Genomic DNA, 20365 nt, shown 5'->3' on the forward strand with positions numbered 1-20365 from the left:
ACTTGAGCGCCTGATGGAAGACCTGGACACCCTGGTGCTGCGCACCGCCGCCGGCTGGCAGGCCGCGGGCCAGCCCGCGCTGCTGGTGACGGTGGCCCGCACCTGGGGCTCCTCGCCGCGGCCGCCGGGCTCGCTGATGGCCATCAGCGGGCAGGGCGAGACGGTGGGCTCGGTCTCGGGCGGCTGCATCGAGGACGACCTCATCCAGCGCATCCGCGAGCAGGGCATCGCCTCGGTCTGCGAGCAGGGCCGGCCGGCGGTGCTGCGCTATGGCATCTCGGCTGACCAGGCCCACCGCTTCGGTCTGCCCTGCGGCGGCACGGTGGAGCTGGTGCTGGAGCCGCTGCAGGCGCAGAGCCAGGTGCCCGAGCTGCTGGCCGCCTGTGCCGCGCGGCGCAGCACCGAGCGCTGCCTCGATGTGCGCAGCGGCGCCGTGACCCTGAGGCCGGGCCGTGCCGACGGCGTGCCGCGCTGGGACGGCGAGACGCTGGTCAACCACTTCGGCCCGCGCGCCCGCCTCGTGTTGATCGGCGCGGGCGACCTCTCGCGCTTCATGTCGGAGATGGCCCTGAGCCTGGGCTTCGAGGTCATGGTCTGCGACCCGCGACCGGAGCAGCGCGCCAGCTGGGCCCTGCCTGGCGTGCATGTCAGCCACGAGATGCCGGACGACCTGATCCAGCGCCTGCGGCCCGATGCCCGCACCGCCGTCGTGGCCCTCACGCACGACCCCAAGCTGGACGACCTCGCCCTGATCGACGCCCTGCAGTCCCCGGCCTTCTACGTGGGCGCCATCGGCTCGCGCCGCAATGCCCAGCAGCGCCGCCAGCGCCTGCAGGAGCATTTCGACCTCAGCCCTGCCCAGATGGAGGCGCTGCGCAGCCCGGCGGGGCTCTACATCGGCAGCAAGACGCCGGCCGAGATCGCGCTGTCCATCATGGCCGAGATCGTTGCGCGCAAGAACGGCATCGCCCTGCCGCCGCAGGTCCAGGTGGCCGAGGCCAAGGGGCTGGAGGAGGCGGTGGCAGACGCGGACGCGGACGCGCCACCGCCTCAGGACGCCCTGGTGTGCGGCCGCTGAGTGAGGCCACCGCCCCCGGGGCCGTGATCCTCGCCGCCGGCCTGGGTCGCCGCCTGGGTGGCCGGCCCAAGGCCGCCCTGCACATCGGCCCGCTGAGCCTGCTGGAGCGCCTCGCCCAGGCGCTGCGCGAGGCCGGCGTGGCGCAGCCCCGCGTGGTGCTGGGGCCCTACCGCGAGACCCTGCTGCCGCTGGCGCTGCGCGCCGGCCTGGATCCTCTGCTGCACGAGCGGGACGAGCCTTCGCTGATCGACTCCCAGCGCCTGGCGGTGCAGGCCCATCGCCGCCTGCTGCCCGCTCAGCCGCTGTGGCTGCTGCTGGGCGACCTGACCGCCTTGGGGGCCGAGGACCTGCAGCGCCTGCGCGAGGCCTGGGCGCGGCGCTCGCCGGGCATCGAGGCCCTGGTGCCCACGGTAGCGGGGCAGCGCGGCCATCCGGTGCTGCTGTCGGCGGCGGCGCTGAGGGCCGTGGACGAGCAACTGCCCGGGCAGGGCGTGCGGCACTGGCTGGCAGCGCATCCGGGGCGGGTCTGGTTCCTGGACGTCCCCGGGCCCGGGCCGGTGCAGGACCTCGACACCGAGGCGGCGCTGCAGGCCCTGCGCCGGGACTGCCATCCGCGCTTCGTCGGCTGGCCCTGAAGCGCGGACTGGCGCAGTGGCAGATCAGTTGCGTGATCAGTCGGGCGTCATCCCGCCGTCGCCGACCTGGCGGGCCGCCGGACTGCACCAGAATGCGGGCGGTCGACACCCTCACCTGCACTTGCCATGGACATCCAGCTCAACTTCATCAACCAGTCCAATGACGCCAGCAATTCGGAGGTCGTGGTCTTCCAGAGGCACACGGCGGGCGGTTCCGGCGATCTCGCCGTGGCCTGGACGGTCATCAAGAACTGCGGCCAGGGCAGCCACCACCCCTTCGTCTATCCCTTGAGCCTGGCGGTCGGGGCCAGGGACAGCGATGGCAACTACACGCCGCAGCTGCCGGCGCAGGACGGCGAGCTGTTCAAGATGACGCTGACCCCGTCAGGCAATCAGCTGGTCCCGGCGGGCGCCGGTGCCAGCCCGCAGGAAGTGCAGGTGCTCAATGCCCTGGACAGGGGCGCGATCGACGCGCTGTGCTTCCGGGACGGTCGCCTGCTGGCCGTCAAGCACGGCGTCGCTCCGCAGCAGACGGCGTCCTTCCAGTTCAAGCCCACGATCTGGATCGGCGTGGTGTCTCAGGTGCAGACGGGGGAGGTGATGAACGCGGCCCTTCTGTCCGAGCTCAACACGGAGATCTCGCTGCTGGGCATCGCCAGTGCGGACATCGTGATGACCGGCGGCGGCGCCGGCCCAGCGTCGAAGCCCTTCGCCTTCGAGCTCCAGAACATCGTGATGGCCTGACGCCCCGCCGCAGAGGCCGCGGCGCTCACGCTTGCGGGCGGTCCCGCTAGCGTGAATGCGCCAGCAGCGCCTTGGCCGCCTCGATGCGCAGGGCCAGGGGCACGCTCGCGTCGTTCATCACCTCGCTGAGGAAGGCCTGCGGCGTCTGCCGGGCCGCGGCACCAGGGTCTGCCGGGGCTGCGGCGCGGGGCTCGGTCGACTCGCTGTCCAGGTGCAGCGGGGCCAGCCGCGCGGTGGCCTCGCGCAGGTCCTCCGTGCTGAGACAGCGCAGGCCGGCCAGCAGATCGGCCTGCCCGTCGGCGCCGGGCGCCACGTCCAGCCAGGGCGTGTCTGCAAACACCGGCGCGAGGTCCGGGCTGACGAAGGCCGACCACTGCCCGGCCTGCGCCTGCAGCTGGGGCGGCAGCGTGGCGAGGGCGGTGTCGCTCGAGGCCCCGGCCTGCAGGCGCAGGCGCCGGGGCGCGACGTCCGGCAGGTAGCGCTGGGACAGGGCCTGGAGAAAGGCAAGGCCGGTGGCCGGCTCCACGGGCTCGGCCAGAGCGAACCAGAGCTGGAAGCCCTCGCTGCCCGACACCGCGATGGCCGGCGCCGGCAGGCCCAGCTCCTGCTGCACGGCCTGCCACACGCCGGCCAGGGCGCGCCAGTCGGCCGGCCGGGCCAGCTCCAGCAGCAGGGCGCGTGTGCGGCCCTGGGCGTCGGTGAGCGGCGGCGTCTGCCCGTCCTGGGGCGACAGGCCGGGGGCGAGGAAGAGGCGTTGCCACTGGGCGTGGAGTCGGTTCATGGCGATGCGGAAGGAGCTCGGAGCCGTGCTGCGGGGAAGGGCGGCGTCCCGGCGGGGTCAGGTCTTGCTGTCCACCCCCTGCTGGGCCACCCAGGCCTCGAATTCTGGCGCAGGCAGGGGGCGGCTGAACAGATAGCCCTGGTAGTGCGCGCAGCCCAGCGCCGCCAGGGCGGCCCGCTGCGCCGCGGTCTCCACGCCCTCGGCGATCACGGTGAGGCCCATGCTGTCGGCCAGGGCCACCACCATCTTGGCGATGGCCGCATCGTTGGGGTCGACCAGGATGTCACGCACGAAGCCCTGGTCGATCTTGAGCTGCTCCAGCGGCAGGCGCTTGAGGTAGGACAGCGAGGAGTAGCCGGTGCCGAAGTCGTCCAGCGAAAAACCCAGGCCCAGGCCCTTCAGCGCGTTCATCTTGGCGGTCACGTCCTCGATGTTGGTGGCCAGCATGCTCTCGGTCATCTCGAGCTTGAGCGTCTGGGCGCGGCAGCCGCTGCGCATGAGGGTGGTCATGACCTGCTCGACGAAATCCACCTCGCCGAACTGCCGGGCGCTGACATTGACCGACAGGCTCAGCTGCGACAGCCCCGGCATGGAGCGCCAGCGCGCCAGCTGGGCGCAGGCGGTCTCCAGCACCCAGCGGCCCAGGGGCAGGATGAGGCCGGAGGACTCGGCCAGGGGGATGAATTCCGCGGGCGACACCATGCCTCGGCGCGGGTCCAGCCAGCGCACCAGGGCCTCGGCACCCACCACGCGACCTTCGGCATTGACCTGGGGCTGGTAGTGCAGCTGGAACTGCTGCTGCTCGATGGCCTCGCGCAGGCCGGTCTCCAGCGAGGCGCGGGCGCTGACCACGGCCTGCATCTGCGGATCGAAGAACTGCAGCGTGTTGCGGCCGGCGGCCTTGGCCTGGTACATGGCCAGCTCGGCGCGGCGCAGGGGCTCGGTGGGCGCCTCCGCCGTGCCCTCGGTGGGGTGGCCGAACAGCGCGATGCCCACGCTGGCCGTGCGGTGCTGGGTGACGCCGCCCAGCAGGTAGGGCTGCTTGAGCGCCAGCAGCAGCTTCTCGGCCACGGCCTCGGCATGCGAGGCGGTTTCCTCGCTGTGCCCGCTGAACTCGTCCAGCACGACGGCGAACTCGTCACCGCCCAGCCGGGCCGCGGTGTCGCCCTCCTGCACGCACTGGCTCAGGCGGCGAGCCACCTCCTGGAGCAGCAGGTCGCCCTGGTCGTGGCCCAGGGTCTCGTTGACGGTCTTGAAGTCGTCCAGGTCGACATAGAGCAGGGCGCCCAGGCGGTGGTGGCGCTGGCAGCCGATCATGGCCTGCTGCAGGCGGTCCAGGAACAGGCGACGGTTGGGCAGGCCGGTCAGCGGGTCGGAGAAGGACAGGCTGTGGATGCGCTCCTCCGAGGCCTTGCGCTCGCTGATGTCGCGGGTGATGGAGAGGATGCAGGGCATGCCGTCCAGGCTGATCAGCTGGGCGGAGATCAGGCCGGTCCAGATACGCCCGTCCCGCGCCTGGAACTCGGCTTCCATATTGCTGCAGGTGCCGGTCTTCATCAGCGGCTGGATCAGGCGCTGGCGGTCCGCCGGATGGCGCCAGAGGTGGATGTCATGCACCGTCTTGCCTGCCAGGCTCTCGCGGGGCCAGCCGGTGAGGGGCTGGAAGCTGTCGTTGACCTCGATGAAGCGGCCCGTGCTCAGCTGGGTGATGCACAGGGCATCGGGGCTGGTGCGGAAGGCGATGCGGAAGCGCTCCTCGCTCTGGCGCAGCCGGGCGTCTGCGCGCATGCGGGCGTCCAGCATGGCGTTGAGTTCGTGGGCGATGGCCTGGAGCTCGGCGGGACCCTCGGGCAGGGCGCGCTCGTAGATGGCGCCGGCGCCCACGGCCGCCATGGTGCGCGAGATCGCCTCCACCGGCCGCGCAATCCGTCTTGTCAGCCGCGCCGTGATCAGGCCTACCGCCAACAGCAGGCAGGCGGTAAAGCCCAGGCGCTGCCAGGCCAGTTGCAGCACCGGCGCCATCACGACGGCCTGGTCCAGGGCCACGAAGACGATCCAGTCGCTGTGCGGCACGGGGCCGAAGGAGAAGAGGCGCGGGATGCCCTCGAAGTCCGGCGCGGCCAGCACGCCTTCGCGCTCGCGCCGCATGCGGGCGGAGGTCTCCGGATGCGCGGGCTTGCCGACCCGTTCCTCGGCGCGCTCGGAGCGCGCGATCACGATGCCGTCGCCATTGATCACGCCGACAAAGGCCCGGGGCGGCAGCGTGCCGGGAGGCAGCAGGGGGCGGTAGTTGGTCAGGTCCACCGCGATGCCCACCACGCCGCTGATGGAGCCGTCCTCGCGCCGGATGGGGTAGGCCAGGGTGGAGACCCAGCGCCCCGTGATGAAGCCTTGCGCGGGCTTGCCCACGGTGAAGCGGCCGCTGGTGAGCACCTCGTTGAAGTAGTAGCGCGGGTCCGGACCGGCCTTGCTGCCGGAGACGACGTCGGTGGCGCTGCAGATCAGCCGGCCGCCGGCGTCCAGGGTGAGCACATTGGCATAGGCCGGCTGGAACTGCATCAGCTCGCCCAGCATGGGGTCGCAGCGGGACCGGTCCAGGGCGCGCACGCCCGGGCGCTCGGCCAGCCGGGCCAGCACGCGCTCGGCCTGGGTCAGGAAGAGCTCGGTCTGGGTGCCGTAGAGCAGGCGCGTGGCGGCGGCCTGGCGGTAGGCGGCGGCCAGGCTGGCCTGGTATTGCTGCCAGGTGTCGTAGCCCAGGGTGAGGACCAGGACCAGCAGCGGCAGCGCCACCAGGCCCAGCAGGGCCCAGCGCATGGCCAGGCCCCTGGGCCGCGGCGCCGGGGCACTGGCCTCGCCCTGCGCAGCGGGTTGCGGCGGGCTCTGCAAGGTGATCAAGGTGCCGTCTCCATCAGGAGGGCAAGCCTACCTCCAATGCGGGCCACCGAGGCCGGGCGCGCTGCCTCCGGAGGCGGTCTGCGTTCAGAGTTGGCAGGCCGGGGCCGGCGCTGTGGGCGCAATGCAGCACGCCGGGTCAGGGCTCAGCGCTCCAGCCGCTCGATGCCCAGGGACTTGAGCACGTACTTCTCGTAGATGGGCTCCGAGCTGCCGGTCTTCATCTTGTACAGGAAGTACTTCTCGAAGGCGATCTTGGCCACATGGACCCACTTGCCCTTCCTGAACCAGTTGACGTTGCGCGGGGGGATCTGGGGCAGGGCGACGAAGGCGGCCCCGGTGTCGCCCATGTCGGCCAGGCAGATGGCATTCCAGGTGCCCTTGGCGCTCACGGGCCGGCCGGCCAGCTCGTCGGCGATGTTCTGGACGATGGCGCTGACCATGGTCTCGATCATGTAGCCGGTCTTGGGCGCGCCCGTGGGAACTGGGGTTGCCTCCACCGGCGGGATGGCCACGCAGACGCCGGCCGAGAAGATGTTGGGGTACGTCCTGCTGCGCTGGTGCTCGTCGATCAGCACGAAGCCTCGCGGGTTGCACAGGCCCTCCACCTGCGCCACGGCGTCCACGCCGCGGAAGGCGGGCAGCATCATGCTGAACTTGAAGGGGAGTTGGTGCTCCTTCTTCACGGCGCCGGCCTCGTCCAGCTCGCTGACGTGCATGCGGCCTTGCTCGACCTGGGTCACGCGGGCATTGGTGATCCACTGGATGTGGTGGTTGCGGAACTCGCTCTCCAGCATGGACTTGGAATCGCCCACGCCGCCCAGGCCGAGGTGACCGATGTAGGGCTCGCTGCTCACGAAGGTCATGGGCACCTTGTGGCGCAGCTTGCGCTTCTGCAGGTCGCGGTTGAGGATGAAGGCGAACTCGTAGGCGGGCCCGAAGCAGGAGGCGCCGGGCATGGCGCCGATGATCACCGGGCCGGGGTCTTCCAGGAAGGCCTGGTAGGCCGCCCAGGTGCTGTCCGCATGGTCCACCGCGCAGATGGAGTGCGTGTGGGCCCCTGGGCCGGCGCCGGGCACTTCGTCAAAGGCCAGCTTGGGGCCGGTGGTGATCACCAGGTAGTCGTAGGGCAGGGTGCTGCCGTCAGCGAGCTGCAGGGCGTTGGCGGCGGCGTCGATGCGGTCCACGCGCTGGGCCACGAAGCCGATGTTTTTCTTCTCCAGGTAGGGACGGATGGGGAAGGTGATGTCCTCCCGCGTGCGCCAGCCCACGGCGACCCAGGGGTTGGATGGCACGAACTGGAAGTAGTCGACGGCATTGACGACGGTGATGCGATGGCTGCTGTCCAGCTTCTCTCGCAGCTCATAGGCGGCCGGCATGCCGCCGGTGCCGGCGCCGAGGATGACGATGTGAGCCATGGCTGTCTCCTGTGGACCGGTTCCGCCCCGCGTGGACCAGGAGGCCGGCATTGCTGTGGATGTCATTCATATACTATTTGAGTAAATGCGCAAATACAAGAACTGAAATCGGCATCAGCCGGGAACAGACGGGGGCAGGGCGGACCGGTCTTGACTGGACGATGGGTCGGACGATGGGCCGAGCGATGCCGGCCAGCCCCGGCGCCTGGAGCCCGGCCTGGGCGGGGTTCAGGCCTTGTCGCCGAGCAGGTGGCCGGCGGCGCGCCACCCGGCGATGTAGGCCTCCTCGAAGACCGAGTAGGCGGCCAGGTCGCTGTGGGCGAACTGCAGGCGGCCATGGGGCTGCTGCAGGGCCTGCAGGGCGGCGCTGCCCCGCAGCCCGGGCACGGGGATGCTCATGGCGTGGCCCCAGCGCATCAGGTCCATGCGCTGCAGCTTGTCCGGCAGGTCCGGATGCACGGCCTGCAGCGGCGCCAGGACGCGCCGTGCCCAGGCGTCCCAGGAGCCCGTCAGCAGCTCGCCACGCTGCGAGACGGGCAGGGCCCAGTAGGCCGTCAGCACGGTGGGGCCGGGGGTGGGGTCCAGGCGCTGGTGGCCGGCATCCACATAGCCCAGCTGCTCGCTGCCATAGATCACGTTGTCCCAGCTGAGGCTTGCGCCGCTGCGGTCCAGCAGGGGGGCGGCCAGCTGCAGGTTGGCGACCAGCCACGGCGCATGGGGCTGCAGGGCGACGGCCTCGCGCAGCGCGGCGGGCGCCTCGTCCAGCACGCGTGCGGCAATGAACAGCGGCGTGGCCATCACCAGCTGCTGCCCCAGCCAGCGCTCGCCGGTCTGGGTGGACGCGTTCCAGGCCAGCACCTCCACCTGATGGCGGCCCTGGGCCACCTGCAGCACCAGACGGCCGGCCTGCAGGCGATCGCCCAGCGGACGGGCCATGTGCCCGGTCAGCCAGGCATTGCCCTCGGGCCAGGTCAGCACGGCCTCGCGTTCCTCGTCCCCCGTGCGGGACTCGCCGCCATGGAAACCGTGCCGGCTGGCGAAATAGTGCAGGCCAGCCCAGGCGCTGACGGTGCCGGCGCCTGCGCCGTAGTCGTCGCGGCAGCAGTAGTCCAGGTACCAGCGCAGGGCGGGGTCGTCGAGGCCCTGCGCGTCCAGCCAGCGCGCGAAGGGCTGCGCATCCAGGGCGGCATGCTCGGCGGACCAGGGCGCGCGGTGCGAGGGCATGGCAAAGCCCAGGGCCTGGGCGCGGGCCACGGCCTGACCGAAGCGCTGGTATTGCGTGCGCGTCCTCGCGCTGTCTGTCGGCGGCAGCAGGCCCTCATGCCACTGGCCCTCGAAGTAGAGGCGCTCCTGCGGGCTGTGGCACAGGTAGCGCTCCTCGTAGACCGTGCGCCCGGCCTGCCGGCGGCTGGCGCCCAGCTCCTCCAGCAGTTGGGCCACTTCGGGCGCCTGCGGGCCCGGCGTCGGCAGGTAGTGGGCGCCCAAAGGGCAGCCGAAGCCGCCCATGCGATGGCCGCGCGCATTGCCGCCGGCCTCGTCTTCCAGCTCCAGCAGGGCGAAGTCGCGGCCGGCCTGCGCCAGGCGGCGGGCGCAGGCAAGACCTGACACCCCGCCGCCGACGATGAGGGTGCCGGTCCGCCGGGCTTGGGCCTCGCGCGCGGCGCGCAGCAGGCGCTCGCGCGTGCCGGCCTCGCGCAGCAGATGGCCGCGGTCGGCATGCGCGCCCACCCAGGCGCCCGCCAGCGGCGGCCGATCGCGAGGCGCGCAGCCGCCCAGCAGGGCGGGCGCCGTGCCCAGGGCAGCCAGCAGCTCGCGGCGGCGCATGCTCAGTGCACCTTGCCCCACTCGGCCTCGAACTCGCGTACCAGGGCCTGGTTGGAGAGGCGGTTGACCTCGGTCTCGACCCGGCTCATGTCGGCGGGGAAGCTCATCATGGTCGGCAGGCTGTCCACGGTGAGGAAGCGCAGGCCCGGCGGCAGGCCGCGCGGCTGGGCCCAGGGCCGGCGCGCGGCCAGCACGAAGCCCCATTCGCCGAAGCTGGGCACATGCGTGTGATAGGGCGTGGTGGACAGGCCCAAGGCCTCCAGGGTGTTGACCACGGTCCAGAAGCTGCGCCGGGCGATCAGGGGCGAGGTCGTCTGCACCACCGCGTAGCCGCCGGCGTCCAGGTGCTGGTCGATCAGCTGGTAGAAGCTGGTCGTGTAGAGCTTGCCCAGCGCGAAGTTGCTGGGGTCGGGGAAGTCGATCACGATGACGTCGAAGCGCTCCTCGTGCTGTTCCAGCCAGCCGAAGGCGTCGGCATTGACCACCCGCAGCTTGGGGCTGCGCAGCGCGTCCTGGTTGAGGCTGCGCAGCAGGGGCAGGGTGGAGAAGAGCCGCGTCATGTGGGGGTCCAGCTCGACCAGCGTCACCGACAGCACCGAGGGGTAGCGCAGGATCTCGCGCACCGCCATGCCGTCCCCACCGCCCAGCACCAGCACGCGGCGTGGCGCGCCATGCGCAGCCATGGCGGGGTGGACCAGAGCCTCGTGGTAGCGGTATTCGTCTTTCGAGTGGAACTGCAGATTGCCGTTGAGGAAGAGCCGCACGCCGGCCTTGCCCTGGGTGACGACGATGCGCTGGTAGGCGCTGCTCTCCTTGATCAGGATGTGCTCGCCGTAGAAGCGGTCCTCGGCCCAGGTGGTGAGGCGTTCGGCGCCGGCCAGACCGGCCAGCAGCAGCAGGGCCGAGCCCGCGCAGGCCAGGGCATGCTGGCGCCAGCCGCGCAGCTCGCCGCGGAACATCCACAGCGCCCAGCAGGCCACGGCCACGTTGAGCAGGCCGAAGACCAGGCCCGTGCGCACCAGGCCCAGCTGCGGCACCAGCAGCAGCGGAAAGGCCAGGGCCACGACGAGGGCGCCGAGGTAGTCGAAGGTCAGCACCTGGGAGACCAGATCCTTGAGCGCATAGCGCTGGCGCACCTGGCGCTTGATGATGCGCATCACCAGCGGGATCTCCAGGCCCACCAGAATGCCCACCAGCAGCACCAGGCCGTAGAGCAGGCTGCGGAACACCAGCAGCTCGGAGGGCGGCAGCCAGCTGTGCGCGAGGAAGAGCCCCGCCGGCATCAACCCGCCGATCACGCCTACCAGCAGCTCGATGCGCAGGAACTGCGCCACCAGCTGGCGTTCCACGAAGCGCGAGAGCCAGGAGCCCAGCCCCATGGCGAAGAGGTAGCAACCGATGATGGTGCTGAACTGCAGCACCGAATCGCCCATCAGGTAGCTGGCCAGGGCGCCGGCCGTCAGCTCGTAGACCAGGCCGCAGGCCGCGATCACGAAGACGCTGGACAGCAGCAGCAGTTCCTGCAGGCTGACGCGTTGGCCGGCGGGCAGGGTCTCGTCGAGAGGAGGGGGACTCATGTCAGATCGTCACCTGCTGGCCCGGGAAGGCCTTGGACCAGTGCAGGATCTCCCAGCGCGCGCGCAGGCCCGCCAGGGAGAAGGGATCGGTGGCGATCAGGGCCTGGACGGCCTCGCGGCTAGGCGCCTCCACGATCCACAGCGCGCCCAGGGGCGGCAGGACGGGGTCCTCGCGCAGGGAGCCGGCGATGCGCACCTGTTCGGCATGCAGGGCCAGCCAGTCCAGGTGGGCCTGCATGTGCTCGTGGCGCAGGGGCAGGGCCTCCTCGCGGTCATGGAATCGGACGATGAAAAGCATGGGGCGTCGATGAAAGGGGGGCCGCAGCCGCGCTGGAGTCAGTCAGGGCATGCCGGCGAAGCGGGGAGGGCCCCAGCGTCACCGCGGCCCGCCTTCAGCCATGGATGGCCGCCGCCACGATCTGCCCGATGGAGATGCACATGGCCGCCACCACCACGGCCAGGGCCATGTTCTTGTGCTCGACGATCTCCTCCCACAGCTTGTAGGGGGTGAGCTTGTCGATGATGATGAAACTGATCCAAAACATCAGCACGCCGATGATGGCGTAGAGGATGGATCCCAGCACGATGCCGGGCTTGAGGTATTCGAAGCCGTTCATGAGGTGCACGCCTTTCCTGTGTTCGCTCTGATCCGGGCCGGCATCATTTATGCCCGCCTCCACCGCTGCTGTAGCCGCCCCAGGAGCCACCGGAACCGCCGCTGGAACGCACGCCGCCGCTGCGCTTGCAGGCCTGGTACTCGGCACTGGACTCCCCGAAGGTCTCCTTGTAGGACTGGCAATCATCGCTGCTGCAGGCCCGGAAGAGCAGCAGCAGCACCAGCAGCACGAAGGCCCCGAGGATGATCTTGGCGAAGAGCCCGTGGGCATCTCCGCTGGCACGCACGCCGGCGTCGCGGGCGAAGGCGGCGCGCTTCTCCGGCGCCAGGGCAAAGCCCTTGAGCACTTCGTCGGCGTCCAGCTTGCGGCCGTGGCTCCAGGTGACCTCGTTGCCCGTCTGCTCGCGGCTGAGCAGCTCGGTGCGGCTGCCGGCGCGGTATTCGTAGTCGGTGACCAGGCATTTTTCACCGCGCTTCACGCGCCAGTAGAACTCGCCCAGTACATAGGTGATGAGGGCGGTGTACTGCCAGCGCCGCGCGAAGCGCTTGTCCTGCCAGCTGACGGCGCCGCCCTTGTCGGCCGTGGGCGCGCCGGTGAGCGGGCGCACCACGCTCCAGCCTTCCTCGGTGTCCACCAGGAAGGCGAAGCCCTCCAGGCGGTTGAAGAGCAGGTACTCGCGCCAGAAGGTCTGTTCCTCGTCCTGACCCTGCGGCAGGTCGCAGCGTTCCATGTAGCCCACGACCTGCCAGTCCTGGGGCGTGCCACCCATGACCGCCAACTTGCCACTGCTGCCCATGGGGATCAGCGGCTCCATGCCGTTGTCCTGGGCATAGTGGGCCAGGTCCCCGCCTACCCCCTTGGAGATGTCGGTGACGGTGTGGCATTGCGGGCAGACGATGGACTGGGTGTTGTCCAGCTTGGGCGTCAGCGAGGCACCGCAGCCCGGGCAGGGCAGGGACTTGCCGGAGAGCGTCTTGCTGCTGTCCTCGCGCAGGCCGCTGAGGGCCAGGTCGGCCAGGCGCACGCTGCGGCCCACGGTCCAGACCGGCGCCTGCGGCTGGCTGAACTCCAGGCTGCCGACCTCGCCCTTGCTGCTTCGCAGCTCCACCACCCAGTAGCTCTTGAGCAGCTCGGGCGGGCGCGGCAGCTCGCCTTCGCAGGCCAGCACGGTGGCATCCACCTTGGAGGCCACCTCCCAGCGCGAGCCGCCCAGGGTCAGCGGCGAGCCGACGATGACATTGGCCGCCAGCGGCGGGGCCTCGGCCAGCGGCAGCTCGAAGCCGATCACGAAGGCGCCGTTGTCCTCCGAGAGCCAGGCGCTGCGCCCATGGCCGAAGAGGATGTGCCACTCGTTCCAGCTGGCCTCCTCGGTGCGCAGCTGGATGCGGCCCAGCACGGTGAAGGGCTCGCCCTGGTACTTGCCGCTGGCGCCCAGCTGAAGGGGGGAGTAGTCCTCGAAGAGCTCGGCGCTCTGGCCGATCTTGCGCAGGGCCTCGCCCTCGCGCAGCAGGGTGGCGCGGCAGTAGCTGCAGACGGCGCTGTGCGACGCCGCCGAGGCGAACTCGACGGGCGCTCCGCAATTGGGGCAGGCCGCTTGCCAGCGGCGCTGGGGAGAAGTGCTTGCCACTCGGTGTCAGGCTGCGCACGCGGGCCTCGGGCGCTCAACCCGGGGCGCTGCGTGCAGATTTGACGGTGGCCTCAGCCCAGCTTCTTCAGCAGGTCGGCCTTCTTGGCCGCGAACTCTTCCTCGGTGAGGATGCCCTTGGCCTTGAGCTCGCCCAGCTTCTCCAGCAGGGACATGATGTCGTCGGCGCTCTGCGTCACCGGCGCCGCGGCGGCTGCCGGCTGGGCGGCGGCCTGCGGCTGGGCGGCGAGGCCGGCGGCCATCTGCTGCGCCAGCGTCTGACCCAGGGCAAGACCTGCCCCCAGGCCCATGGCATCGCCCGCGATGCCGCCACCGCCCTGGCCCACGCCTTCGGCGAGCTTCGGGATGGCCTGGGCTGTCTGGTACTGCATGAACTGGCCCATGTTCTGGCCGATCATGCCCATGCCGATCTTCTGGTCGAGGATCTTCTGCAGCTCCTCGGGCAGGGACACGCTCTGCAGCGTGACCGACTCCAGCTTCAGGCCCAGCTTCTCGAAGGCCGGCGAGGTGGCGGCCTGCAGCTGCGAGGCGAACTCGACCTGGTTGGCCGCCAGGTCCAGGAAGGGGATGCCGCTCTGCGCGACGGCGTCGCTGATGTGCTGCAGGATGGTGCCGCGCAGCTGGCCGTCCAGCTCCTGCGCGGTGTAGCGATCGCGGGTGCCCGAGATCTCCTGGTGGAAGCGCTTGGCGTCGGCGATACGGTAGGCGTAGTTGCCGAAGGCGCGCAGGCGCACGGCGCCGAAGTCCTTGTCACGGATGGTGACGGGCTGCGGGGTGCCCCAGCGCTGGTCGATCTGCTGGCGGCTGCTGAAGAAGTAGACGTCGCTCTTGAACGGGGACTCGAAGAGCTTGTCCCAGTTCTTCAGGTTGGTCAGCAGGGGCAGGGTCTGCGTGGTGAGCTTGTAGGTGCCGGGGCCGAAGACGTCCGCCACCTTGCCTTCGTTGACGAAGACCGCCAGCTGCGACTCGCGCACCACCAGCTGGGCGCCGTACTGGATTTCGAAGTCCTGCATGGGATAGCGCCAGGCGAGGGTGCCGTCCCCGTCCTCCGTCCATTGCAGGACGTCAATGAATTGTTTCTTGATGAAATCCATCAAACCCATGGTGACCCTCCAGGCTCCAGTCAATGCGGTCGGGGTGACCGCGGGACAGAGTATCCACCAGAAGACGGAGGGTTTTCAGCCCTGGCCGACCCCCACTGAGGGTGTGTGACGGGTGGCACTCTCCCGGAAAGCCCCGCCCAGCGCCTGTTGACGGGCGCTCGGCTCTTCATTCATGTTTTTCCGAAGTGTTGTTCTGCAAATTGCTTGTTTTTCGGAAGTCATCCTGGCGGCACAGTGGCGCAGCGTCCCTCATCGAAGGAGATTCCGATGCAAGTGCTGTTCGTATCCCGCCACCCACTGGCCGCCGAATTCCGGGCCTTGAGCGAGCAACGCATCCGCTTCGCGCTGCGGCGCCTGGCGTGGCGGGTGCCGCGCGCCGAGGTGCAGCTCTCGGACCTGAACGGGCCCAAGGGCGGCCTCGACAAGCGCTGCCAGATCGCCCTTCGGACTGACGGGGCCGGCACGGTGGTGGTGGCGTCCGTGGCTCGTCACTGGCGCACGGCGCTGGACCAGGCCCTGGCCCGGGCGGCCCGCTTTCTGGTCCGCCAGTGGCGGCGCACCCATGAGCACGGGCGCCAGCGCCAGCGCCCGCAGCGCGATGAACGATGACCCCGATCACCGACCGAACAAAGGAGAAAGCCATGAGCTCGATGAACCCCCTGAACCCCATGCCGACGGCCCCGACGGCGACCCCGCCCGCCACGGTGCGCTCGATCCCCGACATGGCCGTGCCCGCAGACACCAGCCGGGTGCTTCGCAACACCTACGCGCTGCTGTCCATGACCTTGCTCTTCAGCGCCGCCGTAGCTGCCGCGAGCGTGGCGATGAAGCTGCCGGCTCCCGGTCTTCTGCTCACGCTGGGTGTCTATTTCGGCTTGCTGTTTGCCATCCATCGCCTGCAGAACAGCGGCTGGGCGCTGCCCGCGGTGTTCGCACTGACCGGCTTCATGGGCTACAGCCTCGGCCCCGTCCTGAGCCAGACGCTGGCCTTGCCGGGCGGTGCTCAGACCATCGCGCTGGCCCTGGGCGCAACGGGCGCCACCTTCCTCGGCCTCTCGGCCTGGGTGCTGACGACGCGGCGCGACTTCAGCTTCATGGGCGGCTTCCTGTTCGCCGGCATGGTGATCGCCGTCCTGGCCGGTCTGGCCGCCGTGTTCTTTGAGATCCCGGCGCTGGGCCTGGCCGTGTCCGGCATGGTGGCGCTGCTCTCGGCGGGCCTGATCCTGTTCGAGACCAGCCATATCGTGAACGGCGGTGAGCGCAACTATGTGCTGGCGACCGTCAGCCTGTATGTCTCGGTCTTCAATCTCTTCACCAGCCTGCTGGCGCTGTTCGGCTTCGGCAGCTCGGACGAGTAAGTTGCTGGTGGCGGGGCGGGCTTCCAGACGCCGCCAGCCCCGCCCTTCAGCCTCCGCACGGCGCCCGGCGCTGGTCGGGGGCCTTTTTGATGGTGTCGGGCGTGGATCCATCCCGCCCGCCAGAGCCCGTCTCAGCGACCGCCGAGCGCGCCGTCGTCGTCGATGCGCCGAGGGCAGATCGCCATGGGCAGCAGGAACCCCTCGGCCTGGACCTGCAGGTGGGCGATGTGCTGGCGCTGAGCCGCGGCCAGCACGGCCACGGTGGTGCGGTAGTCGGCCGCCGGATGCGGCACGACCTGCACCACCGGTGGCAGGCCGTCAGTCGGCGAGGCGAGCGCCTGCAGGCGGGCCTCGATCTCAGCGCGGCCCTCGAGGCGCTGCCCGTCGAGGAAGACGGCGCTGTCCGCCGCGATGCGCACGGTGTGGACGGGCGACGGCAGTGCTTCCTCCTCCGTGCAGCCGGCGTTCAGACGCAAGGCCACGGCGTGCAGCGGCGCCGGCATGGCCAGCATCCACAGGCTGATCAGCGCCAGCAGGACGGCGGCCAGCGGCGCAATGCACAGGCCCGGCGTGGGCGTTGGCGTTGGCGAGGATTCCGGCGGGATGCTCAGGGCGTGCATGCGGAGGTTCCAGGGCGCAAGAGCGGCGCCCCCGCGCCATGATGCCAGAGCCCCCGGCGGGGGGCACTCCTGCCTTACAGCTTCTTCTCCCAGCGCAGCTGCCACACCGTGAAGCTGCGCCCCAGACTGTCCGACGTGATGCGGTTGTCGGCCGTGGTGATCACCGAGCTGGTGTTGTAGTCCAGCGGGGCGAGGTTGGAGGCGGAGAGGCGCAGCTGCGTGTCGCGGTCGATGGCCCAGGTGGCGGAGGCGTCGACCACCCGCTTGGTGGGGGTCACGCTCTGCTGGATCAGGGTCTGCTGGATGGTGCCACCGGGCGTCCAGTTCAGGCCGGCGGCCAGGGTCAGGGGCAGGCTGCGCAGCTTGTAGTCGACGCCGAGATTGGCCGTGGCCCGGGGCTGTGAATCGATGCGGTTGTTGGGGCCGGGAATGCCGTCCACGCGGGAGCTGAAGAGGCTCAGGTTGCTGCGCAGATTGAGGGGCAGGGCGTCGTCTACAAACTCGTCCAGGCGGAACTTCGCCTCCAGCTCCACACCGAAGGTCTTGGCCGTGCCGATGTTCTGCGGACGCGCCACCCAGCGCGGCACCGCGGCCCAGGAGACGGTCTCCAGGCGGGTCTCGGTGCGGATCAGGTCATTGATGTGGCGGTAGAAGAAGTTCGCGCTCAGCAGGCCGCCCTTGACCAGGTAGCGTTCGAAGGCGATCTCCACGCCCGTGGCCATCTCGGGCCGCAGGTCCGGGTTGCCGCTGCGGTCGGGGTACTGGACGGCATTGGGGCCGCAGGCGCCGTCGGCAGGGCAGGGGTACTCGCTGTTGATGCTGGGGCGTGCGATCAGGTCCTGCAGCTGCGGCGAGCGGTAGCTGCGGGTGAGGCTCATGCGCACCTGGTTGCGGCTCTTCTCCTCCGGTTTCCAGACGGCGTGCAGCAGCGGGGTCCAGACGCTGGACTTGTTGCGCACGGCGTAGTTGGCGGCATCGCTGTGGGTCTCGATGCCTTCCCAGCGCAGGCCGGCGTAGAAGGACCAGTGCGGGCCCATGGTCCATTCGTCCTGGCCATAGGCGGCGAAGCGGCGCACGGAGGCCGAGAGGTTGTCGCCGAAGTCCGCCAGCTCGGGGCGCGGCAGGCCGTTCTGCAGGCTCACGCGGGTCTGGTCGCGGGTCTGGTTCTCGGCTTCCACGCCGCCCACCAGGCTGTGCTCGTTCTCCAGCTGGCGCGAGACCTTGGCGATCAGGCTCCAGTTGCTGTCATGCCCGTTGAGCGTGTCGTCCTGTGTGCGCGAGCCCAGGCCGCCGAGGAACTCCTGGCGCAGGGTGTGAGAGTCCATCAGCGCGCGGCCCAGGCCGGCGCGCAGGTCCAGGCGGGTGTCGGGGTCCAGCTTCTTCTGCAGCTGCGTGTTGAGGCGCAGCATCTTGAATTCGGTCCGGCCCTCGGTCTGGGCGCTGTCGTAGGCCAGGGGGCGTCCGTCGCTGCGATCGCCCGCCTGGCGTTGCTGGCTGCCGCTCGTGCCCTTGTTGACGCTCAGGAAGGGCTGGACGGAGAAGGACTCGCCCTCGCCCAGGCGCCATTGCACACGGCCGTTGGCGTTGAGCATGCGGCGTTCGTCGCTGCTGCTGCCGGTGGTGTTCAGCACGCGGGTCGGGCCGCCGTGAAGGTCCTCGGTCACCGTGCGGCCGTTCTGGTCGTCCTCGTGCTTCATCTGCCCGGCGTTGACGGCCAGGTTGTAGCTGCTGCCGGCGTCGTCCAGCTTGTCGTTGCGCTGCCAGGAGAGGTTGGGATTGACGTTCGAGCGCTCCACGGTGAGGCCGGCGCGCAGGTCGTTGACCTTGCGCTGGTAGGCCTCGCGCAGCACCACATTGATGGTGCCGGCAATGGCGCGGGCGCCGTACTCGGCCGTGGGCGCACGCATGATCTCGATGCGCTCGACCTGCTCCGGGGGCAGCTGGTCCAGCGAGAAGCCCGGCGGCATGCGCTCGCCATTGACCAGGATCTGGGTGAAGCCGCCGCCCATGCCGCGCATGCGGATGTCGCCGCCTCGGCCGGGACGGCCGCCGGTGGTGACGCCGGGCAGGCGCTTCATCACTTCACCCAGGCTGTTGTCGCCGAACTTCTCGATCTCCTCGCGGCTGATCACGATCCTGGCGGCCGAGGCGGCGCGGCGCGTGGCGTCGTCGCTCGGCCCGCCGCTGACCTCGACCTTCTCCAGCGTCTGGCGCGGCTCGGCAGCGGGCTTGCGTTCGGCGGCCGGCTTCACCGGGGGGCGCGGTGCACTGGCCGGTGCAGCGGGCGCAGGGGCCGCCTCCTGCGCCAGGGCGAGGTGGGCGCAGCCCATCAGGCTGAGACTCAAGCAAAGGCCGCGCAGGGCGAATCGGGACGTGGACGGCTCGGAAGGCAAGGCGGAGAAGGGCGACATGGTGACTGCAGGCAGGAACACAGCGGCGGCGGCGGACTGTGCATTTTCGTGGACGGCCGAGCAGGGGGAGGGGGCCGGCCTTGCAGTGTTCAGGGCGATCACTGCACGGGGCGAAGCATCTCACGCGGGCCGGGCCCTGACGTTTGGCATGCCTGCTTTTTTAACTTCTTTACAGGCGCTTCACCGGGTGGGTACCCAGGCCCGGGCAGGCCATGTCGGGCCCGCAAAAAAGCAAAGGGCCACCAGCGGTGGCCCTGCTACCGGACAGGGCGCAAGGCCCTGACGGATCATTCAGCGCTGGTCACGGGTTCCAGTCCTCTGCCCTATGTTGCAGCCGATTTCTCGCTTCCTGATGCTTCGCATTGTGCGCCGCGTTTGTGTCAGGCATTTGACGAGGAGCAAGGTTTTCGAGGATCAAAAAAGGACCTCCCGCGGCCGGGGCCGGGGAGGTCCAAGGTCAGTCCGCGCAGCTCACGAGAGCTGGGCGCGCGGGGGTCTGACGAGGAGACAAACGGTGCTTGAATGGCTTTGAGGGTCAGGTCTTGCCTGTATCAGCGGGCGCCCGGCGAATAGATCTGGTCGAACACGCCGCCGTCGTCGAAGTGCGTCTTCTGGGCCAGGCGCCAGCCGCCGAAGAGCTCGTCCACGGTGAAGAGCTGCACGGGCGCGAACTGCCTGGCGTACCTGGCCGCGACCTTGATGTCCCGGGGGCGGTAGTAGTGGCGGGCGGCGATCTCCTGGCCCTCGGGGCTGTAGAGGTAGTCCAGGTAGGCCTGCGCCTGCTTGCGGGTGCCGCGCTTGTCCACGACCTTGTCCACCACGGCCACGGGCGGCTCTGCCAGCACGGAGATGCTGGGGGTGACGATCTCGAACTTGTCCTTGCCCAGCTCCTTCACCGCCAGGTAGGCCTCGTTCTCCCAGGCGATCAGCACATCGCCGATGCCGCGTTCCACAAAGGTGGTGGTGGAGCCGCGGGCGCCGGAGTCCAGCACCTTGGTGTTGGCGTAGATGCGCTTGACGAAGGCCTTGGCGGAGTCGGCATTGCCGCCGGGCTGCTTCAGGGCATAGCCCCAGGCCGCCAGGTAGTTCCAGCGCGCGCCGCCCGAGGTCTTGGGGTTGGGCGTGATGATGTCGATGCCGCTACGCGCCAGGTCCGGCCAGTTTGTGATCTTCTTGGGGTTGCCCTTGCGCACCAGGAACACGATGGTGGAGGTATAGGGGCTGGCGTTGTGGGGCAGGCGTTTCTGCCAGTCCGCGGGCACGAGCCTGGCGGCATCGTGCAGGGCGTCGATGTCGTAGGCCAGGGCCAGGGTCACGACGTCCGCCTCCAGGCCGTCGATCACCGAGCGCGCCTGCTTGCCCGAGCCACCGTGCGACTGCTTGATGGACACGGTCTCGCCGGCCCTGGCCTTCCATTGCTTCGCGAAGGCGGCGTTGAAGTCCTGGTAGAGCTCACGCGTCGGGTCATAGGAGACGTTGAGCAGCTGGGTCTGTGCCAGCACGGCACCGCCGAGGCCCAGGAGCGCGGCGCCCAGGGACAGGCGGCGAAGGAAGGTGGAGGCTTGCATGGACAGCGTGGATATCAAGGTTTCTGGGGTCAGGTCTTGCGTCCTGTGCTGCCATTCTTGCGAAGCCGGCCGCCGCTGTCCTCCAAGAAAATCA

General features: G+C 70.0%; 17 protein-coding genes. 5 read left to right on the forward strand and 12 right to left on the reverse strand.

The features are described from left to right. The first annotated feature begins 13 nt into the window (after positions 1-13). The 3 genes from ABDJ40_RS19400 (at position 14) to ABDJ40_RS19410 (ending at position 2457) form a co-directional block, all read left to right on the forward strand. A complete protein-coding gene (locus ABDJ40_RS19400) occupies positions 14-1078 on the forward strand; it encodes an XdhC family protein (RefSeq protein ID WP_347612086.1) in 1065 nt (354 codons plus the stop codon). Then, entirely contained in the window at positions 1066-1713 is a 648-nt protein-coding gene (locus ABDJ40_RS19405; protein ID WP_347612088.1) for a nucleotidyltransferase family protein, read from the forward strand. The genes ABDJ40_RS19400 and ABDJ40_RS19405 overlap by 13 nt, the downstream gene beginning before the upstream one ends. Before the next feature lie 126 nt (positions 1714-1839). Continuing rightward, a complete protein-coding gene (locus ABDJ40_RS19410; protein ID WP_347612090.1) occupies positions 1840-2457 on the forward strand; it encodes a hypothetical protein in 618 nt (205 codons plus the stop codon). 46 nt (positions 2458-2503) lie between these two features. On the opposite strand, the gene ABDJ40_RS19415 is transcribed toward ABDJ40_RS19410, so the two are convergent. From ABDJ40_RS19415 to ABDJ40_RS19455, 9 genes are all read right to left on the reverse strand, one after another. Continuing rightward, positions 2504-3238 (reverse strand): hypothetical protein, encoded by a 735-nt coding sequence (locus ABDJ40_RS19415; protein ID WP_347612092.1) that lies wholly within the window; start codon positions 3236-3238, stop codon positions 2504-2506. 57 nt (positions 3239-3295) lie between these two features. Further along, positions 3296-6133 (reverse strand): EAL domain-containing protein, encoded by a 2838-nt coding sequence (locus tag ABDJ40_RS19420; protein WP_347612095.1) that lies wholly within the window; start codon positions 6131-6133, stop codon positions 3296-3298. A 143-nt stretch (positions 6134-6276) separates the two neighbouring features. Further along, positions 6277-7548, reverse strand: a complete 1272-nt coding sequence (locus ABDJ40_RS19425; protein ID WP_347612097.1) for an NAD(P)/FAD-dependent oxidoreductase — start codon at positions 7546-7548, stop codon at positions 6277-6279. A gap of 228 nt (positions 7549-7776) precedes the next feature. Continuing rightward, positions 7777-9372, reverse strand: a complete 1596-nt coding sequence (locus tag ABDJ40_RS19430; RefSeq protein ID WP_347612099.1) for a flavin monoamine oxidase family protein — start codon at positions 9370-9372, stop codon at positions 7777-7779. A gap of 2 nt (positions 9373-9374) precedes the next feature. Beyond that, positions 9375-10949, reverse strand: coding sequence for a polyamine aminopropyltransferase (locus ABDJ40_RS19435; protein WP_347612101.1), 1575 nt, complete (start codon positions 10947-10949; stop codon positions 9375-9377). 1 nt (position 10950) lies between these two features. Continuing rightward, positions 10951-11247 (reverse strand): YciI family protein, encoded by a 297-nt coding sequence (locus ABDJ40_RS19440; protein WP_347612103.1) that lies wholly within the window; start codon positions 11245-11247, stop codon positions 10951-10953. Positions 11248-11341: 94 nt separating this feature from the next. Further along, the gene (locus tag ABDJ40_RS19445; protein WP_347612107.1) at positions 11342-11566 is read right to left on the reverse strand and encodes a DUF350 domain-containing protein; all 225 of its coding nucleotides are present in this window, start codon (positions 11564-11566) and stop codon (positions 11342-11344) included. 43 nt (positions 11567-11609) lie between these two features. Continuing rightward, complete coding sequence (locus tag ABDJ40_RS19450) at positions 11610-13193, reverse strand: DUF4178 domain-containing protein (protein WP_347612110.1); 1584 nt, start codon at positions 13191-13193, stop codon at positions 11610-11612. A 71-nt stretch (positions 13194-13264) separates the two neighbouring features. Then, positions 13265-14314: an SPFH domain-containing protein gene (locus ABDJ40_RS19455; RefSeq protein WP_269629855.1), complete on the reverse strand. Its 1050-nt coding sequence runs from the start codon at positions 14312-14314 to the stop codon at positions 13265-13267. 267 nt (positions 14315-14581) lie between these two features. Here ABDJ40_RS19455 and ABDJ40_RS19460 point away from each other — a divergent pair, with 267 nt between their 5' ends. After that, entirely contained in the window at positions 14582-14923 is a 342-nt protein-coding gene (locus ABDJ40_RS19460; protein WP_347612112.1) for an HPF/RaiA family ribosome-associated protein, read from the forward strand. Positions 14924-14955: 32 nt separating this feature from the next. Beyond that, entirely contained in the window at positions 14956-15672 is a 717-nt protein-coding gene (locus tag ABDJ40_RS19465; RefSeq protein ID WP_347612113.1) for a Bax inhibitor-1/YccA family protein, read from the forward strand. 131 nt (positions 15673-15803) lie between these two features. On the opposite strand, the gene ABDJ40_RS19470 is transcribed toward ABDJ40_RS19465, so the two are convergent. The 3 genes from ABDJ40_RS19470 to ABDJ40_RS19480 form a co-directional block, all read right to left on the reverse strand. Further along, a complete protein-coding gene (locus ABDJ40_RS19470; RefSeq protein WP_347612114.1) occupies positions 15804-16292 on the reverse strand; it encodes a biopolymer transporter ExbD in 489 nt (162 codons plus the stop codon). Positions 16293-16366: 74 nt separating this feature from the next. After that, positions 16367-18703, reverse strand: coding sequence for a TonB-dependent receptor plug domain-containing protein (locus ABDJ40_RS19475; RefSeq protein WP_347612117.1), 2337 nt, complete (start codon positions 18701-18703; stop codon positions 16367-16369). Between the two features lie 551 nt (positions 18704-19254). Further along, positions 19255-20271 carry a sulfate ABC transporter substrate-binding protein gene (locus ABDJ40_RS19480; RefSeq protein WP_347612118.1) on the reverse strand — a complete coding sequence of 339 codons (1017 nt, stop codon included), beginning with the start codon at positions 20269-20271 and terminating at the stop codon, positions 19255-19257. Between the last annotated feature and the right edge of the window lie 94 nt (positions 20272-20365).

The sequence above is a fragment of the Roseateles flavus genome (genome assembly GCF_039872765.1).
Taxonomy (GTDB): Bacteria; Pseudomonadota; Gammaproteobacteria; order Burkholderiales; family Burkholderiaceae_C; genus Roseateles_B; species Roseateles_B flavus.